General features: G+C 71.2%; 16 protein-coding genes. 11 read left to right on the forward strand and 5 right to left on the reverse strand.

Annotated features, from left to right (window positions below):
• Window positions 1-29: 29 nt before the first annotated feature.
• The gene (locus Q1K57_RS05560; RefSeq protein ID WP_300079863.1) at window positions 30-458 is read right to left on the reverse strand and encodes a GtrA family protein; all 429 of its coding nucleotides are present in this window, start codon (window positions 456-458) and stop codon (window positions 30-32) included.
• Window positions 459-566: 108 nt separating this feature from the next.
• Between Q1K57_RS05560 and Q1K57_RS05565 the strand changes: the two genes are divergently transcribed.
• Both Q1K57_RS05565 and Q1K57_RS05570 read left to right on the forward strand, forming a co-directional pair.
• The gene (locus Q1K57_RS05565) at window positions 567-1,202 is read left to right on the forward strand and encodes an alpha/beta hydrolase (protein ID WP_300079865.1); all 636 of its coding nucleotides are present in this window, start codon (window positions 567-569) and stop codon (window positions 1,200-1,202) included.
• Window positions 1,203-1,217: 15 nt separating this feature from the next.
• Window positions 1,218-2,195, forward strand: a complete 978-nt coding sequence (locus tag Q1K57_RS05570; protein WP_300079867.1) for a Gfo/Idh/MocA family oxidoreductase — start codon at window positions 1,218-1,220, stop codon at window positions 2,193-2,195.
• A gap of 388 nt (window positions 2,196-2,583) precedes the next feature.
• Here the strand turns inward: Q1K57_RS05570 and Q1K57_RS05575 are convergent, their stop codons facing one another.
• Window positions 2,584-3,351, reverse strand: a complete 768-nt coding sequence (locus Q1K57_RS05575) for a biotin--[acetyl-CoA-carboxylase] ligase (RefSeq protein ID WP_300079869.1) — start codon at window positions 3,349-3,351, stop codon at window positions 2,584-2,586.
• Window positions 3,352-3,390: 39 nt separating this feature from the next.
• On the opposite strand from Q1K57_RS05575, the gene Q1K57_RS05580 reads away from it, so the two are divergent.
• The 6 genes from Q1K57_RS05580 to Q1K57_RS05605 all read left to right on the forward strand — a co-directional run bounded on the left by Q1K57_RS05580 (window position 3,391) and on the right by Q1K57_RS05605 (window position 9,374).
• On the forward strand, window positions 3,391-4,965 hold the full coding sequence (locus Q1K57_RS05580) for an acyl-CoA carboxylase subunit beta (protein ID WP_300079871.1): 1,575 nt from the start codon (window positions 3,391-3,393) through the stop codon (window positions 4,963-4,965).
• Complete coding sequence (locus Q1K57_RS05585; protein WP_300079872.1) at window positions 4,962-5,189, forward strand: acyl-CoA carboxylase subunit epsilon; 228 nt, start codon at window positions 4,962-4,964, stop codon at window positions 5,187-5,189. Before Q1K57_RS05580 ends, Q1K57_RS05585 begins: the two co-directional genes overlap by 4 nt.
• A gap of 44 nt (window positions 5,190-5,233) precedes the next feature.
• On the forward strand, window positions 5,234-5,986 hold the full coding sequence (locus Q1K57_RS05590; RefSeq protein WP_300079873.1) for a DUF937 domain-containing protein: 753 nt from the start codon (window positions 5,234-5,236) through the stop codon (window positions 5,984-5,986).
• On the forward strand, window positions 5,983-6,606 hold the full coding sequence (locus Q1K57_RS05595) for a Maf family protein (RefSeq protein WP_300079986.1): 624 nt from the start codon (window positions 5,983-5,985) through the stop codon (window positions 6,604-6,606). The genes Q1K57_RS05590 and Q1K57_RS05595 overlap by 4 nt, the downstream gene beginning before the upstream one ends.
• Window positions 6,607-6,643: 37 nt before the next feature.
• Entirely contained in the window at window positions 6,644-7,537 is an 894-nt protein-coding gene (locus Q1K57_RS05600) for a decaprenyl-phosphate phosphoribosyltransferase (RefSeq protein ID WP_300079874.1), read from the forward strand.
• A gap of 70 nt (window positions 7,538-7,607) precedes the next feature.
• Window positions 7,608-9,374, forward strand: coding sequence for a biotin carboxylase N-terminal domain-containing protein (locus Q1K57_RS05605; protein WP_300079875.1), 1,767 nt, complete (start codon window positions 7,608-7,610; stop codon window positions 9,372-9,374).
• Here the strand turns inward: Q1K57_RS05605 and Q1K57_RS05610 are convergent.
• Window positions 9,365-10,237, reverse strand: a complete 873-nt coding sequence (locus Q1K57_RS05610; protein WP_300079877.1) for a phosphatase PAP2 family protein — start codon at window positions 10,235-10,237, stop codon at window positions 9,365-9,367. The genes Q1K57_RS05605 and Q1K57_RS05610 overlap by 10 nt on opposite strands.
• Before the next feature lie 106 nt (window positions 10,238-10,343).
• Here Q1K57_RS05610 and Q1K57_RS05615 point away from each other — a divergent pair, with 106 nt between their 5' ends.
• Together Q1K57_RS05615 and Q1K57_RS05620 are read left to right on the forward strand one after the other, a co-directional pair.
• Entirely contained in the window at window positions 10,344-11,144 is an 801-nt protein-coding gene (locus Q1K57_RS05615; protein ID WP_300079879.1) for a hypothetical protein, read from the forward strand.
• Window positions 11,145-11,203: 59 nt separating this feature from the next.
• Complete coding sequence (locus Q1K57_RS05620) at window positions 11,204-12,292, forward strand: glycosyltransferase (protein WP_300079881.1); 1,089 nt, start codon at window positions 11,204-11,206, stop codon at window positions 12,290-12,292.
• Window positions 12,293-12,298: 6 nt separating this feature from the next.
• Here the strand turns inward: Q1K57_RS05620 and Q1K57_RS05625 are convergent, their stop codons facing one another.
• A complete protein-coding gene (locus Q1K57_RS05625) occupies window positions 12,299-13,222 on the reverse strand; it encodes a DMT family transporter (protein ID WP_300079882.1) in 924 nt (307 codons plus the stop codon).
• Window positions 13,223-13,347: 125 nt separating this feature from the next.
• On the reverse strand, window positions 13,348-14,736 hold the full coding sequence (locus Q1K57_RS05630) for an NAD(P)H-quinone dehydrogenase (protein ID WP_300079884.1): 1,389 nt from the start codon (window positions 14,734-14,736) through the stop codon (window positions 13,348-13,350).
• A gap of 83 nt (window positions 14,737-14,819) precedes the next feature.
• Here Q1K57_RS05630 and Q1K57_RS05635 point away from each other — a divergent pair, with 83 nt between their 5' ends.
• Window positions 14,820-15,626: a purine-nucleoside phosphorylase gene (locus tag Q1K57_RS05635; protein ID WP_300079885.1), complete on the forward strand. Its 807-nt coding sequence runs from the start codon at window positions 14,820-14,822 to the stop codon at window positions 15,624-15,626.
• Window position 15,627: the final 1 nt, after the last annotated feature.

The following is a 15,627-nucleotide window of genomic DNA, read 5'->3' on the forward strand; positions in this document are numbered from 1 at the left end:
CTCAGCCCCGCGTCGCGCGGCGAAGGCCCTCAGGACCGGAAGATGAGCGTCCGCTGGATGACGAAGTTGATCGTGGTCGCCAAGCCTTGGGCAATGACGAACCCGACGATCTGGGCGGCGTCCACTCCGAACGTCGCGTGCAGCGGCGGGTAGATGAGGGCGAAGGTGCCGACCTGGACGGCGAACGTGGTGGCGTAGAGGATCGCGACGGCCGCGAACTTCGTGCGCGAACCGCCGGAGTCGAACGTCCAGCGGCTGTTGAGCACGTACGCCGTGACCGTGCCGAACACCCAGCTGATCGCCTTGGCCATCGTGTGATCCAGCCCGGCGACGTTCATGCCCACCACGAGCAAGCCGTAGTCGACGATCGCCGAGACGACGCCGACGAGCATGAACCGGACCAGCTGCGACCTCAGGGAGAGGTTGCGTCGCGGCTCGGTGTCGGTCACAGCGCTCATGGTCCCATGCGGGGGCTGTCGGCGCACCAACCCGTGCTACTCGCCGCAAACGCCGGGGCCTCGCACCGCGGACCGCCGGGGCGCTCGAGGGTGAAGTAGGTTGTGCGCATGCCGCTGTTCGTGTTCCTCCACGGCGTGGGCGAGACGCCGCAGGCCTGGCAGGACCAGGTCGTCGCGCTGCCGCCGGGCGTGAAGGCCGTCGCGCCGTGGCTGCGCGGCACACGACCCGGCCGTGACGAGGCGTTCAGCATCACGGGTGCCGCGGATGACGTCCTCCGGCTGCTCAACCAGCACGGCGTCGAGCAGATGGCCCTGATCGGATCCTCCCTCGGTGCGGTCGTCGCCCTGGACGCCGCCGTCCGCGCCCCCGCAACGGTCGCGCAACTCGTTCTGGCCGCCGGCCAGGTGAAGCCCCCGCCGGGGCTGGCGAAGGTCCAGCGACTCGCGTTCGGGCTCATGCCCGCCCGCAAGCTGGCCACGATGGGCATCAGCAAGAAGCGGTTCCTCGCCGCACTCGACGAAGCCGCCGGCTTCGACTACTCCGGGCGCCTCGGCGAGGTCACCGCGCGCACGCTCGTCGTCGTCGGCGACCGCGACAAGCCCAACCGGCCCGCCGCCGAGCAACTCGCGGCCGGCATCCCGGACGCCGCCTTGGCCGTCATCCCGGACGCCGGCGCCACGGCTCACACCGACAACCCGAGGGCGTTCAACGACGCCGTCTTCAGCTTCCTCGCCTCCGCCTGACAGGAAAGGACCACCATGCTCCGGTTCGGCGTCATCGGCACGAACTTCATCTCCGACCACTTCGTCGACGCCTGCCGCGCCAGCGGCGGCCGGGCCGAGGCGGCGGCCGTCCATTCCCGCACCCTGGCCAAGGCACAGGACTTCGCCGGGCGCCACGGCATCGCCACCGCCGTCGACTCCCTCGACGCCCTCTTCGACGCCGTGGATGCCGTCTATGTCGCCACCCCGGTGGGCGCGCATCGCCCCCAGGCCCTCGCGGCGATCGAGGCCGGGCGCCACGTCCTGGTCGAGAAGACGATGGGCGCGAGCGCCGCCGAGGTCGTCGAGATCCTGCACGCCGCCGCTGCGGCTGGCGTCGTGGCGATGGAAGCCATGCGCAACGTCCACTCCCCTGTCCACCAGGTCATCCGCGACGCGATCAACGAGCTCGGCACCGTGCGGCACGCGCACTTCGAGAAGCTGCAGTACTCGCGTCGCTACGACGCCTTCCGGGCGGGCGAGGTACTCAACGCCTTCGATCCGTCGCTCGGGAACTCGGCGCTGGCCGACATCGGCGTCTACTGCCTCCAGCCCGCACTCGACCTGTTCGGCATGCCGCGCAACGCGGGCGGCTCGAGCGTCTTCCTCCCGAACGGCTTCGAGGCGGGCGGCGTGATGTACCTCGACCACGGCAACGCCGTCGTCGAGCTGGCCTGGTCGAAAATCGTGGCCGGATCCGGGCCGAGCGTCGTCCACGGCGAGGACGCCGCCCTCGCCTTCGACGATCCGGCCGACATGACCCACGTCACCCTCACCCCACGCGGCGGCGAGCCGCGCGTGCTGTGGCAGGGCGAGCGCCAGGGCCCGGAGAACTCCATGCAGTACGAGGTGATCGATTTCGCCGAGCAGGTGGAAGCCGGCGCGTCCGACCCGCGCTGGGGCACGCTCAGCGTGAACGCCCGCGCCCTCATGGACGCCCACCTGCAGGCCTCCGCGCAGGCGGGGCACGTCTAGGGCAGCCGGTGGTCGCGCTTGTCGACACCCTCCTCAGGGCGGCGTCGATGGCCACTCCCACAGTGTGGGTGGCGCACGCTTCAGATGCCGCGGGTGTACGAAACCCACTCCACGGCGTGGTCTCCGATCGTTGCGGACGCCCCAGGCGGACGAAAGCCACTCACGGCAATGATCCGGGCCACCCCCGCTGATCGAGCCTGTCGAGACCCGCTGTCCGCAAGGAACACTCCCGCCGTTTAGGTGCACATACGCCGCGCAGACCCGGCGTTTCTGAACCTAAACGGCGTACGTCGCTGCCGATCCGGCGTTTCTGCACCCAAACGGCGTGCATGCGCCCAAGCGGCGTGGATAGCCCCGACGATCGAGCGGGTCCCAAAGACCCACTTCCCTAGCGGAGGTGCGTCACGTCCCCCGCCACGACGGTGCGCGGGCCGGACGCCGTCGCGAGCTTCAGCGCCCCCGTCGCGTCGATGTCGAGCGCCCGCCCCTCCCAGACGGTGTCGCCCACAGCGGCGGACACGTCCTTGCCGAGCGTCACCGACTTCGCCCGGTAGTCGGCGGTCAGGTCGTCGCCGGCCTCCCAGCGACCGAACAGATTCTCCAGCGCGGCGAGGCTGGCGGCGGTGATCTCGGTCGCCGAGGCTCCCGACCCGGCCAGCCGCACCGACGTCGCCGTCGGCACGGGTAGGTCCTCCTCGGCGAGACTCACGTTGATGCCGAACCCCAAGACCGCGCGCGGCCCGGCGTCCGTCAGCACCGTCTCGCAGAGGATGCCGCACAGTTTGCGTCCGTCGACGAGCACGTCGTTCGGCCACTTCAGCCCCGCCTCCAGCCCGGACGCCGCCCGGACGCCGTCGACGACGGCCATGCCGACGACGAGCGGCAGCCACCCCCAGTCGGCGACGGGCCGTGCCGGTGCCACCAGCACCGACACGGCGACCGACGTGTTGGGTGGCGCCTCCCAGCGGCGGGTCAGCCGCCCGCGGCCGGCGCTCTGGTGGCCGGAGACCAGCACCACCCCGGCGGGGGCGCCGGCGCGGGCGGCGTCCGCCAGGTCGGCGTTGGTCGAACCGGTGCTGTCGACGACCTGCACGTCGCCCCAGAGCCCACCCCGGCAGGCGATGTGGAGGGCGTCCGCATCGAGAAACGCATTCACGCCCGCGAGCCTACGAGATGCAGGGCTAGGTTAGGCACCATGGAGCCCGACATCCACACCACCGCGGGCAAGCTGGCCGATCTCGACGCCCGTATCGAGGCCGCCCTGAACGCCGCCTCCCCCGAAGCCGTCGAGAAGCAGCACGCGCGGGGCAAGATGACCGCCCGCGAACGCATCCATGCGCTGCTCGACGAGGGCACGTTCGCCGAGTTCGACGAGTTCAGCCGCCACCGTTCCACGGCGTTCGGCATGGAGAGGAAGCGGCCCTACACCGATGGCGTCATCACGGGGGTGGGGGCGATCCACGGGCGTCCTGTGTGTGTCTACTCCCAGGACGTGGCGCTCTTCGGTGGCGCCCTCGGTCAGGTGTACGGGGAGAAGATCGTGAAGATCATCGACTTCGCCACGAAGACCGGCTGCCCGATCATCGGGCTCATCGAGGGCGGCGGAGCGCGCATCCAGGAGGGTGTGGTGAGCCTGGGTCTCTACGGCGACATCTTCCGCCGGAACACGCTCGCCTCGGGCGTCATCCCGCAGATCTCGGTCATCATGGGCGCGGCGGCGGGCGGCCATGTCTACTCGCCGGCCCTCACCGACTTCGTGGTCATGGTGGACCAGACGAGCCAGATGTTCATCACCGGCCCGGCGGTCATCAAGACGGTCACCGGCGAGGATGTCAGCCTCGAGGAGCTCGGCGGCGGCCGCACCCACAACACGAAGTCGGGCAACGCGCACTACCTGGCCTCCGACGAGACGGACGCCCTCGAGTACGTCCGCGACCTGCTCACCTACCTGCCGCAGAACAACCTGGAGGAACCCCCGGTCTACGACGAGGCCGAGGCCGACCTCACGATCACCGACCACGACCGCGAACTCGACGCCCTCATCCCCGACTCCCCCAACCAGCCGTACGACATCCGCGCCGTCATCACGAACGTGCTCGACGACGACGAGTTCTGCGAGGTCCAGGAGCTGTTCGCCGGCAACATCGTGTGCGGCTTCGGACGCATCGAGGGCCGCGTCGTCGGCATCGTCGCCAATCAGCCGCTCGTGTATGCGGGCTGCCTCGACATCGACGCCTCCGAGAAGGCCGCCCGGTTCGTCCGCACGTGCGACTGCTTCAACATCCCCGTCCTGACGTTCGTGGACGTCCCCGGCTTCCTGCCCGGCGTCACCCAGGAACACACGGGCATCATCCGCCGCGGCGCGAAGCTCATCTACGCCTACGCCGAGGCGACGGTGCCGCTCGTCACCGTCATCACCCGCAAGGCCTACGGCGGCGCCTACGACGTCATGGGCTCCAAGCACCTGGGTGCCGACGTGAATCTCGCGTGGCCGACCGCCCAGATCGCCGTCATGGGCGCCGAGGGCGCCGTCGAGATCCTCTACCGCCGGGAGTTGGCCGAGGCCGACGACCCGGCCGCCCGCCGCGCCCAACTCATCACCGAGTACAACGACGAGCTGGCCAACCCGTACGTGGCGGCCGAGCGCGGCTACATCGACCAGGTCATCCACCCGCACGCCACCCGTGAGACGATCGCCCGCGTCATGCGGTTGCTGCGCACGAAGCGCGAGTCGCTGCCGCCGAAGAAGCACGGGAACATCCCGCTGTGAACGCCGACGAGCCCCGTCCCGCGCTCGAGGTGCTGGCCGGCGAACCGGACGCCGACGAGCTCGCGGCCCTCGTCACCGTGCTCGCCATGCTGCGACGCGAGCGGGGGCGTCCGCATGCCCCGACCGACACCCGCATCGCCGGTGGCTGGGTGTCCCGCTGGCACCTCGTCCGGCACGACGTGCTGGCCGGTGCCTCCGCGTGGCGCAGCACGTTCCGGCGGTGAGCTGGGCTCACGCCATCCCCACCGACACTGCGAAGGAGCAAGCCATGGGAGCCGTTGACGACATCAAGGCCAACCTGGACCTCGACCAGGTTGCCCAGCTGCTGGGCACGAACCCCGACGAGGCGAACGTGCTGGTGGACGAGGCGCTCGCCTCGCTCGTGGGCCAGCTGGACAACAACGTTTCGGACGCCGCCGGTGCGGCCAGCCTGACGCGCGCGCTCGACCAGCACGTGTCCTCGGCGGCCTTCGGCAACACGGTCGACCTCGGCGCCATCGATACGGCTGACGGAGCCAAGATCGTCGACCACGTGTACAGCCCCACCCAGCTGCAGGCGCTGTCGGGCGGTCAGTCCGGATCGCTGCTGCAGAAGCTGCTCCCGATCCTCGCCCCGATCGTGATGGCCTACCTCGCCCAGCGCCTCTCGGGCGCGATCGGAGCCGACACCCGCGGGCGCACCGGTGGCGGTGGCCTCGGCGACATCCTGGGCGGCATGTTCGGTGGCGGCCAGTCCTCCTCCGGTTCCGGAGGCGGCCTCGGCGACATTCTGGGGGATCTCCTGGGCGGCGGCTCGACCCAGCAGCAGTCGGTGCCGACGCAGCAGCAGTCGGTGCCGACTCAGGCGCCGCGCACGTCCCCGTCGACCGGCTCGGGCCCGTTCACCGCGCCTGACGTGCCAGAAACCGACCTGTCCATGGGCCAGGCCACCAGCCAGGCCCCAGCGGCGCCGCAGTCCCCGGCGCAGGCCGACAACCCGCTCGGCAGCATCCTGTCCGACATCCTGTTCGGTCGCCGCTGACGGTGCGGCTCGTCCTCGCCTCGGCCTCGCCCGCGCGCCTCAGCACCCTGCGCGCGGCGGGAGTCGAGCCGGTCGTGCACGTCTCGGGCGTGGACGAGTCGGTCGTCGCCGCGGCCGACGCGGCCGGTCTGGCCACCGAACTGGCCCGCCTCAAGGGCGAGGCCGTGCTGGCCGAGCTGGCGGGCACCGCGCATGCCGGGAACTTCGTCCTCGTCGGCTGCGACTCGGTGCTGGATCTCGACGGCACCCTGTGCGGCAAACCAGGAACCGACGCCGCCGTCGTGGAGCGTTGGCGGGCGATGCGCGGACGCTCCGGCGTGCTCGTCACCGGCCACCACGTGGTGGCCGTCCGCGGCGGCCGGGTCGACCGGCTGACGCGGGCGGCGTCCACCGTCGTGCACTTCGCCGACGTGACCGACGCCGAGATCGACGCCTACGTGGCGACCGGCGAGCCGCAGCAGGTCGCGGGCGCCTTCACCATCGACGGCTTCGGGGCCGCGTTCGTGACCGGCGTCGAAGGGGATCCGCACAACGTCGTGGGCCTGAGCGTGCCTCTGCTGCGCACGATGCTGGCCGAGCTCGGCGTGAGGTGGACCGACCTGTGGCGCCCCACCCCCTGACCCGGATGCGCCGGGCCCGGTAGACTCGTGCGCTGCCATGACCGAGATCACGCCCGCAGCGCCCAGCCACGTCCTCCCGGCCCCCATCCGTGCGATGCGGCCACGCCAGTGGGTGAAGAACGTCCTCGTCCTCGCCGCGCCGGTCGCCGCCGGGTTGCTGTTCGTTCCCGCCGTCCTGCTGAACACGCTCGGCGCGTTCGCCGCGTTCTGTCTCGTGAGCGCGTCGATCTACCTCATCAACGACATCCGGGACGTGGAGGCCGACCGCAGCCACCCGAAGAAGCGGTTCCGGCCGATCGCTGCAGGCGAGGTGAGCATCCGCACCGCCGCGATCCTCGCGGCCGTCACCGGCGTCGCGGCGCTCGTCGCCGGGTGGTTCATCGCACCGCTGCTGGCGGTCACGCTGGCCGTCTACTGGGTGCTGCAGGTGGGCTACTCGCTGTTCTGGAAGAACCAGCCGATCCTCGACCTCGCCATGGTCGCGGCGGGCTTCTTGTTGCGGGCCGTCGCGGGCGGCGTCGCATCGAACATCCCGCTGAGCCAGTGGTTCCTCCTCGTCGCCTCGTTCGGGTCGCTGTTCATGGTGGCCGGCAAGCGCTACTCCGAGATGGTCGAGCTGGGCCCTGAGGCAGGCACGCGCGCGTCGTTGGCGCGCTACACGGCCAGCTACCTGCGCTTCGTGTGGGCGCTCAGCTGCGCGGCCGTCATCATGTCCTACAGCCTCTGGGCGTTCGAGCAGGCCCCCGACTCGGTGGGCATCAACTGGCACGCCCTTTCCATCGCCCCCTTCACCCTGGCGCTGCTCCGCTACGCGTACACGATCGACGCCGGCGGCGCCGGCGAGCCCGAGGATGTGGTCCTGTCCGACCGCGTCCTGCAGGTGCTCGGCCTCGCCTGGGTGATTCCCGTCGCGATCGGCGTGTTCTCCTGAGCGAACAGGACTAGGCTCCGAAACGACCCCCGCCCCTTGGGCGTGGCGGGGCTGCGGCGAAGGAGTCGAGGTGTCCCTCAGCAAGGTGCTCGTGGCCAATCGGGGCGAGATCGCAGTACGGGTGGTGCGGGCGGCCAGGGACGCCGGCCTGGGCAGCGTGGCCGTCTACGCCGACCCGGACGCCGACGCCCTGTTCGTGCGGCTCGCCGACGAGGCGTACGCCCTCGGCGGGTCGACGCCGGCGGAGTCGTACCTCGACATCGGCAAGATCCTCGAGGTGGCCGCGCGTTCCGGCGCGGACGCCGTGCATCCCGGCTACGGGTTCCTCGCCGAGAACGCCGCCTTCGCCCGCGCCGTCATCGACGCCGGGCTCACGTGGATCGGACCGCCTCCGGAGGCCATCGAGGCGCTCGGGGACAAGGTGACGGCCCGGCACATCGCGCAGAAGGTCGGGGCGCCGCTCGTGGCCGGCACGGCCGATCCGGTGGCCGACGCCGACGCCGTCGTCGCTTTCGCCGCCGAGCACGGCCTGCCCATCGCGATCAAGGCCGCCTACGGCGGCGGCGGCCGAGGCCTCAAGGTGGCCCGGAACACCGAGGAGATCCCCGAGTTGTTCGAATCGGCGACGCGGGAGGCGATCACCGCCTTCGGCCGCGGCGAGTGCTTCGTCGAGCAGTACCTCGACCGGCCCCGCCACGTCGAGACCCAGTGCCTCGCGGACGCCCATGGGAACGTCGTCGTCGTGTCCACCCGCGACTGTTCGCTGCAGCGCCGCCACCAGAAGCTCGTCGAGGAGGCTCCTGCACCGTTCCTGAGCGACGAGCAGCGCACGCAGCTCTACGCGGCGTCCAAGGCGATCCTGACGGAGGCCGGCTACGTGGGTGCAGGCACCTGCGAGTTCCTCGTCGCCACCGACGGCCGCATCAGCTTCCTCGAGGTGAACACGCGCCTGCAGGTGGAGCACCCGGTGTCGGAGGAGGTGACGGGGCTCGACCTCGTCCGCGAGATGTTCCGCATCGCCGCCGGCGAGGAGCTCGGCTACGACGACCCCGTCGTCACGGGCCACTCGTTCGAGTTCCGTCTCAACGCCGAGGATCCCGGCCGCAGCTTCATGCCCGCGCCGGGCACGCTGACGGGGTGGCGGGCGCCGGGTGGCCCGGGCGTCCGGGTGGACGAGGGCTACGCGGTCGGCACCGTCGTCCCGGGCGTCTTCGACTCCCTGCTGGCCAAGATCGTCGTGACGGGGGCCGATCGTGCCCAGGCCCTCGCGCGCGCCCGCCGGGCGCTCGCCGAGACGGTCGTGGAGGGCATGCCCACGGTGCTGCCCTTCCACCGTGCCGTGGTCGACGAACCTGCCTTCACCGGCAGCGACGGCACCTTCGGCGTCCACACCCGCTGGATCGAGACCGAGTTCGACAACACCCTCGCGCCCTACGCGGCGCCGGCCGCGCACGGCGAGCCCGAGGAGAAGACGACCTTCGTCGTCGAGGTCGGCGGCAAGCGCATCGAGGTGCGCGTTCCGGCCGTCCTGACGGCCGTGTCGGCACCGCCGGCGCGCGCCGCGAAGCGGCCGCCCAAGCGGGAGCGCTCGGGCAGCCGGGCGGCAGCGCCGTCGAGCAACACGGTCACCGCGCCCATGCAGGGCACGATCGTGAAGGTGGCCGTCGCCGAGGGCGACCAGGTGGCCGAGGGCGACACCGTCGTGGTGCTCGAGGCGATGAAGATGGAGCAGCCGCTGTCGGCCCACAAGGCGGGCGTCGTGCGCTCGCTGACGGCCGCCGTCGGTCAGACCGTGACGAGCGGCGAGCCGCTGCTGGAGATCGTCGATCAGGAGTGAGCGGGGTCGCGCCGCACGCGCGGAGCGACGGCGGTCAACAGCCCGAGGCAGGAGGCCGTGAAACCGACCAGGGCGGCCGCGCCGCCCGCGTAGGCGGCGAACGACTGGCTGCGTGAGGCGTCCGTGAGCCCGACGCCCCAGACCGCCGCCGCGAGCACGCCGGTGGTGGCCAGGGCCGCGAAGCCGGCGAGCAGCAGCATCGTCACGACGGGTCCGCCCCGGACGCCGGCGTCCGGCTCACCCCGGCCCAGGTCGGCCGCCCGGATCGCGGTGGCGGCGCCCAGCCCCCACGTGCTGGCGACGAGGACGGCGGCGACCACGTCGGCCGGCCGGTGCCACTGGCTCACGAGCGTGGCGTACCCGAACGCGATGATGGCCAGTGCACCCAGCACGGCCACCGCTTCCCGGACGTACCGGCCGCTCACGAGCACGAGCCCGACGACCAGGGACGCCGCCACCGTCGTGTGCCCGGACGGCAGGGAGTTGGCGGCGGCGTCCCCGCTGATGAGGTCGGGCCGACTGAGCAGCCAGTTCTTGACGAGCTGAGTCGTGACGTTGGCACCGCCGACCGCCACCGCCGCCGCGAGCGCGTCGCGCCAGCGGCCGCGGACGAGACCGACGAGCGCCACGACGACGATCCCGACGGCGACGGTGGGCACCGAGACGAACTGGAGCAGAGCCGCTGCCTGGGCGTCCAGGCGCCAGGCGCCGATGTGCGAGCCGCGCAGCGCGAGCTCGTCGAGAACCTGACCGCGACGCGTGGTCACGAAGAACCAGGCGCAGGCGATCGCCAGGGCGCCCGCGACGATCGTCGCCAGCGCTCCCACCCACACCGCCCCCACGGCGGATCGTCGCTCATTCATCGCTCCCATGGTGCCGCGTCTCGACGCCGGGCGACGAACCGGTCTCACAGGAATCTCACAGCCGGGGCTGGTTGGACCACAGCAGGTGCTGGGCACAATGGGGGGCATGGAATACGTCCTCATTTTGGCTGTCGTGGCCTTCGTCGCGTTCTTCGCGCTGCGCCTCGGACGCAATGCGCGCGCGGTCGAGAACCGGCAGCAGGCAGAGCTCACCGCCCAGTTCGACGCCTCGCGCCGCGCCGCCGAGGAGGACGTGACGCGGTTCGGAGAGGAACTGCAGCGCCTCGACACCGACGTCGCCGGCCACCCGCTCGACGAGGCCATGCGGCAGGACTACGAGCGGGCCCTCGACGCCTACGAGCACGCCAAGGACTCGCTGGCCGCCGTGCAGCGGGCCGACGAGATCAGGTTCGTCACCGAGATCCTCGAGGAGGGGCGCTACGCCATCGCCTGCGTGAAAGCCCGCGTCGCCGGCCGGCCGCTGCCGGCCAAGCGGCCGCCCTGCTTCTTCAACCCGGCCCACGGCCCCAGCAGCACGAACGTCGACTGGGCACCACCCGGCGGTTCCGTGCGGTCGGTGCCCGCCTGCCCGGCGGACGCCGAACGAGTCCTCGCCGGCGCCGACCCCTACATCCGCACCGTTCAGGTCGGTGCGCAGCGGGTGCCCTATTGGCAGGGCGGGGAGCAGTACGCGCCGTGGGCGCAGGGCTACTACGCGAACTGGCGGGGCAGCAACCTGATCCGCGACATCGCCGTGGGCGCGCTCGTCTTCCAAGGCATCGCCACGCTCCCCTACCTCATGGACGGCCTCGGCGACGGCCTGGGCGGCCTGGGCGAGGGCATCGGCGAAGGGCTGGGCGGGCTCGGCGAAGGCATCGGCGACATGCTCGGCGATCTCTTCGACTAAGCCACCCCGCGCGGCAGGCCCAGTGCCGACGCGCGACCCCGGTAGTCTTTGCGGCACTGATGTCCCCGACCCAGAAGGCCACGCCCGTGCCCGACGACGCCCGCACCGATTCCCCCGCACCGACGAAGGACATCACCTTCGTCGTCCCCTGTTACAACTCGAGCGACTACATGGACCACTGCATCGACTCGATCCTGCGGGGCAAGGGCAACATTGAGATCATCATCGTCGACGACGGCTCGACCAAGGACGACACGGGCGCCAAGGCCGACGCGTGGGCCGAGCGGCACCCGGACACGATCACGGTGATCCACCAGGAGAACAAGGGCCACGGCGGCGCCGTGATGGCGGGACTGGCGGCGGCGTCCGGGGTGTACTTCAAGGTGGTCGACTCCGACGACTGGCTCGACCCCGTGGCCCTCAACCTGCTGCTCAGCAAGGTGCGCGGGTTCATCCACTCGGGCAGCCCGGTCGACCTGATCGTGTGCAACTACGTCTACGAGCACACCAACACGGGCACCCAGAAAGTGATTCGCTACCGGGGCTTCCTGCCGCAGAACCGCGTGTTCACGTGGAACGAGATCGGCCCGTTCGGCCCGGGGCAGAACCTGCTCATGCATGCCACGACCTTCCGGACCCAGGTGTTGCGCGAGTCGGGGGTTCATCTGCCCGAGCACACGTTCTACGTCGACAACATCTTCGTCTACGTGCCCCTGCCGTCGGTGCAGACCCTCTACTACCTGCCCGTCAACCTCTATCGGTACTTCATCGGCCGCGAGGACCAGTCGGTCAACGAGAGCGTGCAGATCAGCCGTCTCGACCAGCAGATGAAGATCACCCGCATCATGGTGGAGGCGCACAAGCTGCCCGACGGCGTCGGCAACTGGAAGCTCGCCCACTACATGGCGAGCTACCTCGGGCTGATCGTGACGGCGTCCTCGATCTTCTCCCTGCTCGAGGGCACCGAGAAGGGCCTGCGTGCCCGCCGCGAGATGTGGGACCACATCGACTCGGTCGACCGCGACCTGAAGCGGACCCTCGGTCTGCGGCAGTGGCTCGTGCTGGGCAGCAACCTGCCGGGCGCGGTCGGGCGGCGCACGTCCGTCGCGATGTACCGGATCGCGCAGAAGCTCTACAAGTTCAGCTGACGCCGGTCAGCTCATCGGGGGCGGGGCGTCGGCCGCGGCCGGCGCCGGCGCCACCTCGTTCGCCGGGTGGAAGCGCGACAGGACGCCGACACCCGCGACGGCGATGAGGCCGAGCACGAGCATCCAGCCCGCCGCCAGGGGCGTGATGTTCACGCCCTCGCCGAGCACAGCGATGCCGAACGCCACGGCGACGACCGGGCTCGTGACGGTCATGGAGCCCACCACCACCTCGGCTGGGCCGGTCGCATACCCCTGCTGGATGAACCAACCGGCCGCGAGCGCGCCGATGCCGAGCGCGATCGCGATGCCCCAGAACTCGAGCGAGTGCAGCCAGTCGTTGGCCCGCGCATACTCGATGAGGGACTTCATGAGGGACGCCTCCAGGCCGTAGAACAGGGCCCCGCCCGACCCCCAGAACAGGCAGCGCCAGCCGAAGGGACCCTTGGCCCCCAGGCCGGCGAACGTGGCGGCCACGGCGTACACGACGACCGCGCCGATGACCACGCGGAACACCTTCATGTCCGACTCCGGGGCGGCGTGCAGGGCCGTGACGATGGTGAACGCCAGCGTCGCGGCGACCGTGCCGACGACCGCGAACAGCACCCGCTTGGGCATGCGGCGGTGCGAGGCCGAGACCGCGAGGATCACCGACCACGGGAACGCCAGCAGGCCCACCGGCTGCACGAGCGACACCGGCGCCATGGTGAGCGCGACGACCTGGAGGGTGAAGGAGATGCCCATGAACAGCAGGCCGATGACCCAGCGCGGCGATCGGATGGCGAGGATCAGGTCGTCCCAACTCATCCGGGTCTTCTTGACGTTGCCCTCGAGGTGGCTGTCGACGGCCCGGTGCTGCAGGTGGGCGGACATGGCGAAGCAGAACGATCCGACCACCACGAGGATGATCGCAAGGGGGAGATTCTGCGTCACAGCGACCACCGTAGCCGGACGTCGCCCGCGCCGTCGGCAGCCCCGCCCGGGGTCGCACCTTCCGTCGATCCGAATTCCACCCTGGGTCGGAGAGGCAACGACCGAAGGTCGCGGACGCCCCCAGGTCAGATGCTGGTCTGCGTCTCGCCGTCGCGGCCGTGGAGGCGGCGCCCGGCCTCGGCGATCGAGCCGGACAAGGACGGGTAGACCGTGAACGCCTGGGCGAGCTCGTCCACCGTGATCTTGGACGCCACCGCGAGCGCGAGCACGTGAATCAGTTCTCCGGCGTTCGGGGCGACCACGACGCCGCCGATGATGATGCCGGTGGTGGGCAGGCAGAACACCTTCACGAAGCCGTCCGAGAGCCCCTGCATCTTGGCCCGCGCGTTCGAGCCCAGCGGCAGCATGACGGCCCGGGCGGCGACGAGACGGGCGTCCACTTCCGCCTGCCCGACACCGACGGTGGCGATCTCGGGGGCGGTGAACACGTTCGCCGAGACAGTGCGCAGGTCGAGCGGAGACACGGCGTCCCCGAGGGCGTGCCACATGGCGATGCGGCCTTGCATGGCGGCCACCGACGCGAGCGCGAACACCCCGGTGCAGTCGCCGGCCGCGTACACGCCGCGCGCCGAGGTGCGCGACACCTTGTCGACGGTGATGTGGCCGGACGGGGCGAGCGCGATGCCGGCCTCGGCCAGGCCGAGTTCCTCGGTGTTGGGCACGGCGCCGACGGCCACCAGGACGTGGCTGCCCTCGACCGTGCGCCCGTCGGAGAGCGTCACGACGACGCCGTCGCCCGTGCGCCGCGCCGCCTGGGCACGCGCGCGGGACAGGATCGTCATGCCCGAACTCTCGAACACCTGCTGCAGGACGCGGCCGGCGTCGGCGTCCTCCCCCGGAAGCACTTGGTGCCGCGACGACACGAGCACGACGTCGACACCGAGGGCGTGGTAGGCCGACGCGAACTCGGCACCCGTGACACCGGAGCCCACCACGATGAGCCGCTCGGGCAACGTGCGCAGGGAGTACATCTGGGTCCAGTTGAGGATGCGCTCGCCGTCGGGCCGGGCCTCCGGCAGTTCGCGCGGGCGAGCGCCGGTCGCGACGAGGATGATGTCCGCAGGCAGGCGTTCCTCGCCGTCCGGCGTGCTCGCGACGACCGCCTCGGTGCCGTCGAGACGCCCGGTGCCGTCGAGGATGCGGATGCCCTCGCCGCGCAGGCGGGACGTGATGTCGGCCGACTGCCGCAAGGCCAGCTCGAGGACGCGTTCGTTCACGCGGCCCAGGTCGACGGTGACGCCGCTGGCGTGGATGCCCAGGTTCCCCGCGCCCCGGATGCTCGTCATCACCTCGGCGGTCGCGATGAGGGTCTTGGAAGGCACGACGTCGGTGAGCACCGCCGAACCGCCGAGCCCGCGCCGCTCGACGAGGGTCACGTTGCCGCCCAGCTGCGCGCCGACGAGCGCGGCCTCGTAGCCGCCCGGTCCGCCGCCGATGATCACCACGTCCGTCACGAGGAGCATTCTCGCACGGGCGGCGTCCGGCAGCGCGGGGAGGCGCCGAGCAGGAGGTGGGCGTCCGCCATTATGCTCGTCCGGTGACCGATGCGATCGACCCGTACGCCCTGGCCAACGAAGCGGCCGCCGTCCTGACCGACCGCTTGGGGGGTGACCGCATCGACGTGGCGCTGGTGCTGGGATCGGGCTGGTCCGGAGCGGCGGAAGGCCTCGGCGAGACCGTCGTCGAGATCCCGCTGCCCGAACTGCCGGGCTTCAGCGAGCCGGTCGTCGAGGGGCACGGCGGCGTGGTGCGGGTCGTCCGGACGGCTGCCGGTCGGCTGGCTGCCCTGTTCACGGGCCGCACCCACTTCTATGAGGGCAAGGGCCCGGACGCCGTCGTGCACGGTGTCCGCACCGCGGCCGCGGCGGGGGCGAAGCGGCTGGTGCTCACCAACGGCTGCGGCGGCCTCAACCCCGCGTGGGCGCCGGGGACGCCGGTCCTCATCCGCGACCACATCAATCTCACCGGAGCCACCCCGCTCCACGGCGCCACGTTCATCGATCTCACCGATGCGTGGTCGCCGGCCCTCCGCGAGGTGGCCCGCGGGGTCGACCCGACCCTCGACGAGGGCGTCTACGTCCAGTTCCACGGCCCCGAGTACGAGACGCCGGCGGAGGTGCGCATGGCCGGCATCCTGGGCGGCGATCTCGTCGGCATGTCGACGGCACTCGAGGCCATCGCCGCCCGCGAGGCCGGTCTGGAACTGCTCGGCATCTCGCTCGTCACCAACGCCGCCGCCGGGGTCACCGGCGAAACGCTCAACCACGACGAGGTGCTGGAGGCGGGCCGGGACGCCGGCGCTCGCCTGCGGACGCTGCTCGCCGGACTGCTGGAGGTGCTCTGAC

The sequence above is a fragment of the Propioniciclava sp. genome, assembly GCF_029977985.1.
Lineage (GTDB): Bacteria > Actinomycetota > Actinomycetes > Propionibacteriales > Propionibacteriaceae > Propioniciclava.

Excerpts from the sequence above, each read along its gene's own strand:
- Q1K57_RS05565 (WP_300079865.1), top strand. The coding sequence starts at position 567 with ATGCCGCTGTTCGTGTTCCTCCACGGCGTGGGCGAGACGCCGCAGGCC.
- Q1K57_RS05620 (WP_300079881.1), top strand. The coding sequence starts at position 11,204 with ATGTCCCCGACCCAGAAGGCCACGCCCGTGCCCGACGACGCCCGCACC.
- Q1K57_RS05610 (WP_300079877.1), bottom strand. The coding sequence starts at position 10,237 with ATGAATGAGCGACGATCCGCCGTGGGGGCGGTGTGGGTGGGAGCGCTG.
- Q1K57_RS05580 (WP_300079871.1), top strand. The coding sequence starts at position 3,391 with ATGGAGCCCGACATCCACACCACCGCGGGCAAGCTGGCCGATCTCGAC.
- Q1K57_RS05590 (WP_300079873.1), top strand. The coding sequence starts at position 5,234 with ATGGGAGCCGTTGACGACATCAAGGCCAACCTGGACCTCGACCAGGTT.
- Q1K57_RS05570 (WP_300079867.1), top strand. The coding sequence starts at position 1,218 with ATGCTCCGGTTCGGCGTCATCGGCACGAACTTCATCTCCGACCACTTC.
- Q1K57_RS05615 (WP_300079879.1), top strand. The coding sequence starts at position 10,344 with ATGGAATACGTCCTCATTTTGGCTGTCGTGGCCTTCGTCGCGTTCTTC.
- Q1K57_RS05560 (WP_300079863.1), bottom strand. The coding sequence starts at position 458 with ATGAGCGCTGTGACCGACACCGAGCCGCGACGCAACCTCTCCCTGAGG.
- Q1K57_RS05600 (WP_300079874.1), top strand. The coding sequence starts at position 6,644 with ATGACCGAGATCACGCCCGCAGCGCCCAGCCACGTCCTCCCGGCCCCC.